This is a genomic window from Variovorax sp. WDL1, assembly GCF_001541225.1.
GTDB lineage: Bacteria > Pseudomonadota > Gammaproteobacteria > Burkholderiales > Burkholderiaceae_C > Variovorax.
On record NZ_LMTS01000178.1, the window covers coordinates 1 to 4,950 of the forward strand.

Sequence of the window (4,950 nt, forward strand, 5' to 3'; positions counted from 1 at the left end):
CGGTGCTGCTGCGGCGCGCGGCGGAGGTGGAGCGGCTGCACGCGGATGCGCCCGATCGGGAGGTTGTGCGGGCTGACTGAGCGGCACTCTCTATCGCTTGGTGGAGGTGGCTCTGACGCCACTGTTGGCCTTGAATGCTCAGCATTCAATGCAAGGGAGTGATTAGTGGGTACTCCTGAACCTGTCCAGGCGGCTAAGCGGCATCACATACATACAGTGCCCCCCGCTATCACGCATCCGATCAAGCTTGCCGTGAAGAATAAAGGAGGAAAAAAGAAAACGACCAAAAATAAGAGACATACCGCCCCGGCCATTGTCCGGCCAAAAGCGAATTTCTTAACTCTCGAGTAAAAGAAAAATCAAAAATCAAAACACAGGGAGCAAAGAGTGCCAATGCCCCTCCAACAATGTAGCCCCATGATTTTGAGTCATCGCTTTCGTTGAGACAAAGTAGTTCGCATACACTCTCGCCAAAACCAAAGAGGCAATGATCCAAAAAACGACCGCCTCCAAACTAGCCATGCAAATTTTGCTCGATTTGAATATATCCCCCAGGAAAATATTAGTAGGAACAATGAGATTGGTAGCGGCAAAAAACCCAACAATAGCCGCAAGTCATACTTCTTCTATTCCCGCGCGATCTCAGACAGATTCGTCCAGAGCATGAACTCACTTCTTGTCGCTCCTGCCCTGATCTGATGTCGTGCGCATCCTGCGATCGCGTGCGCCAGTTCGGACGCAAAGCGGTTGAGGGCTGCACCCTCGCCCGTGTCCAGGGCAATCGCATTGGCGCTTTGCGTGGCCGCGGTCGTCAGCACATCCAACTTTGCCTTTGCGTCGCTTCAGATTGAAACGGTTTGCGGCGGCTGAGCCCATCGTGCGGGACACCTTCGTACCAAATCCTTCTTGATCCTCTGACCATGCAATCGAGAAAGAAGTCGTCGCCTGCTATGGTTATGCAGGTTGACGCGTCGCGCATGACTAGCATGGGAATTGGATCAGTCATCGGAAAAAAAACGCTCACCCCCATTGCCTTCTGCAAAAACCATTCAAAACAAGAATCAGGATTTCCTTCTTCCGCGCGAGGAAGGCCAAAACAGGCTTGACTGATTCCGTCAAGAGTCATGGGCACAATCCGGACATCCACTTCACCATAAATGCTTCTGAAGAGATCAACAGTATCGACGGCATACAGTCGATCGAACCCTTGAGAGCGTGTGTAGCGGATCAGTGTCGATGCTGTGAACCTGACGAGATTCGAGTCGTCGAGATGAATCGCCCTCCAGCCCTTTTCTTTGATCCAGATCTCATCCAGCGTTCGTTCATTACGCACGGCCGCCTGAAGACTGTCCGTCAATCCTTTTGTTAATGAGAGATGGGTTTTGTTGATTTCGATTGCTTTCATTTAGCGCTACCTGGGTGGCCCGAATCTGATTTCCCGGACGGTCACGGGCCGTCCGCTCGGACGATTGCTGTCTTGGATCTGTATCGTGGGAGCTCCATCTGAACTATTGGGGCGAACAATCACTGCCGTTCCGTCCGGAAGCGTTCCATACCGAATATCGCCTATCGGCGTGGTGCCAACAACCCGGACTCCACTCAGCGGCATCGCGTCGAATGCACGATTCGCATCAGCCCACGTGCCACTGGGGTAGCGGCCAATCTCATTGCTTGAGTTCGTAGCACGCTCAGGGATCGGTTGCGTGCCCATCGCGCTTGTCAGCCCTTTGTCGAAGGCATTCCTATCGCCAATGGGGACGGCCATCATCGCAAGCCCGCCCATTGGCCCATTGTTCGGCGTTGAGGTTCCACCCGTACTCGGACTGGATGCGCTATAGCCCGGCGTCCCCGAATCGTTCAAGGCCACGCCAGGGGTCGCCGTCGTGTTTTCTCCCTGCACGACATCCGCGGGGGTGCTGGCGGAGCCATTCAAGACCCGAACGCCTCCCGCGCCGTAGCCCGTCGGAATCTGATCCGCGAGCGATGGCTGGTGCGCCGCCATCTGAGTGCCGACGGCCCAGGTCGCTGCGGCGCCCGCTGGCAAAAGCGCGAAGCAAGCCGTCGAACTGATGCAGCGATCGACCAGCGCGGTCTCTGCCGAACTCAGAGTGCTTGCGCCGAAGCGGACGGCGCGCTCGAGATAGTTGCTCACGCGCGGCGCGAGCGCGAGCAGGTAGCCGAAGTTGTTCTCCGCAGCGTTCTCTCCGGCCGCCGCGCCGATGTAGATGCTCCGCTCGTCACCGCCGGCAATGGCGGCTGACAAGCCACCTATCAGACGGCTGAGCTGTACGGCTTGATCCAGGGGCAGGCTCTCACCGGCGAACTGCGCAAACAGATGCCCAGCGACCGCACCCAAGGCACCTGCCGCGCACCCGTCGCCAGCTGCACCGCCGGCCGCGCTCGCACGACCCGAACCGACTGCGCATCCTGCGATCGCGTGCGCCAGTTCGGACGCAAAGCGGTTGAGGGCTGCACCCTCGCCCGTGTCCAGGGCAATCGCATTGGCGCTTTGCGTGGCCGCGGTCGTCAGCAGCGCGTTGGCCAACGCAGACCGGAGTTCGTCTTCGAGGGACGTTGCGTTGATGGCGCTGCGCACCAGCGCGCTGGCTGCGCCGTCGGCGACGTTGCGGCCCAGTTGTTGCTGCCAACTCAGCTGCGCTGTCGGAGCGCTCAAACCGATGGTCTCATTGAGGCCCTGAACCACACCCGCAGTCAGCATCGACGTGACGATGCCCTTCACCGCGTCGCTGCTGCCCATCTCCTGCAGCACCCTGCCGAGGTCGCCGTCGTTGTTGACGAGGCTCACCGCAGCCCGGCTGGCCAGCGCGGAGACACCAGCTTGAACCGCAGCGTTGGTGCCGGCGGAGACGGTGGCGCCCATGCCGGCCGAGGTTGCAGCACCGCCCGCGGCCGCTCCTGCCTGCGCGGCGATCGGCGCCGCCACTGCCGCTGCCACCACGCTCACCACCAGCGCCGTCACCGGCCCCATGCCGCTCTGGTGATAGGACCACCGGTCGTGCTCCTCCTTCACGCGCTGCCACTCGACGCTGTTGACGAAGGCCGGGTCGTTGGCGAGCTGGTTGACCCAGGCCATGCCTGGCTGCTGCGCCAGCATTGACAGGCTGGCGTTGGCGCCGAGCTGCGCCTTCACACCGCCGGCGGCCTGGATGCCCAGGTCCTTGACGTCGAAGCGGTTGTACTGGGTTGTCTCGTCCGTGCGTCCGCTGCCCGAGGCCGAGGAGAAGGCGGCATCGTTGTCGACCTCCCTGCGGCTCATGGCGCTGGTGGTGGATTGCGTGAGCAGGCTGAGCTTGCCGCCGGCGTCCATGTTCGCCAGGGCATGGCCGCGCGTGTCCACGGACACGCTGCTGCCGGTGACCTGGCCCTCCGTGTTGACCAGTCCGGCGTTGGCAAGTACCGCGGCGCCGCCGGCCTGCAGCTTGCCGGCCGCGTTGACGGTCTGGCCGGCCGTGGCGACGCGCAGCTGCCCGTGGACGGCGGCCACGCTGCCGCGCGTGTTGTCCAGCGTATCGGCCGTGAACGTGGTGCTGCCGTTGGCGGCCAGGGTGCCGCCGATGTTGGTGGCGGCACCGGCGACCGTGGCGCTCAGGTCGCCGGCGGCGGTGATGCGTCCCGAGTCGTTTCGCAGGCTGCCGGCAGTGAGGGTCGCGGTGCCGTTGCTCGCGATGGTGCCGCCCTGGTTCGACAGGCTGCCCGCGGACACCGTCGTGTTGCCGTTGCTCGCGATGGTGCCAGCATCATTGGCCAGGGCGCCCGATACCTCGATGCGCGTGGCACCGTTGCCGGTCTGCAAGATCTCGCCGCCGTGCGTATTGGCGATGTTCGATGCGCGTAGGTCGAGCTGGCCGGCATGGAGCTGGCCGCTGTCGTTAACAAGGGCCTGCTCTGCGTTGGCAGTGGCGGTGACGCTCAAGGTGCCCGGCGTGGTCACGCTTGCCGCGCTCGTGATGACCTTGCCCTGCGTGGCCGTCAGCGAGATGCTGCCGGCGCTGGTGGTGCTGGAGGACAGGTCGATGCTCGCGCCCTGCAGCACGGAATCGCCGGCTGCGAGCGTTGTGCCGTTGGCGGCCAGTGCATCGGTCGTGGTCACGCGCAGATCGCCCGCAGAGCCCAGCCTGTCATCGGCCTGGATGCCCGCGCCGAGCACGCCCGCGCCCTGCACGCGGGCGGCAGTGAGGCTGGCGTGGCGCGCGGCCGTGATGCTGCCTCGGCTGTTGTCGATCGCGCCGCCCGCGCTGAGGGTCGCATCGCCGCGGCTGTCCAGCGTGCCGTTGCTGTTGATCAGGTCGCCTGCGCTGGCGATCTGCATGCTGCCGGCCCGCACCGTTCCGCCGGTGTTGTCCAAGCGATCGACGTTGGCGCTGAAGCCCTGGGCGACGTGGACCGTGCCGCCCACGTTGCTGAAGCTCGGCCCGCTCACGGCCAGGCTCGTCGTGGAGAGGGAACCGCTGTTGTTGGTCACCTGCGAGGTCTGCAGCTGGATCGGGCCGCCCGCGTACACCCGGCCTGCGTCGTTGAGGATGCTACCGGCGGCGGTGATGGTCCCTGGCGTGGGCACCTCGCGTGGCAACGCAATCGTGGCATCGCCGGTGCCGGTGCCGGTGCCGGTGCCGATGTCCGGCGTCGCGGGGTCCGAGATCCCAGTGCCGCCGCTGCCTGTTCCCGTGCCCGGCTGCGCGGGTGTCGTCTCGGGCACTGGCTCGGCACCGATCACGCCACCGGCGGTGTTGCTCAGGATGGGTGCCTTGATCGTCAGGCCGGCGCCGCTGGTCTGGCGCATCGCGCCGCCACGGTTGTCGATGTCGGTGCCGCTCGCGAGCTGCAGGCTCTGCGCTTCCAAGGTGCCGCCCGCATTGCCCAATGTGCCGCGCGTGGCGATCTTGAGTTCCCCGCCGCTCGTGATGCGCCCGCTGTTGGCGAGGCTCTCCG

General features: G+C 63.8%; 2 protein-coding genes. Both read right to left on the reverse strand.

Features of this window, described 5'->3' with window-relative positions; translation table 11 throughout:
• Nucleotides 1-811: 811 nt before the first annotated feature.
• Nucleotides 812-1,405, reverse strand: a complete 594-nt coding sequence (locus tag APY03_RS41765; protein WP_146039282.1) for a hypothetical protein — start codon at nt 1,403-1,405, stop codon at nt 812-814.
• 6 nt (nt 1,406-1,411) lie between these two features.
• On the reverse strand, nt 1,412-4,950 hold a 3,539-nt coding region (locus tag APY03_RS25155), incomplete at its 5' end, for a DUF637 domain-containing protein (protein WP_198161297.1).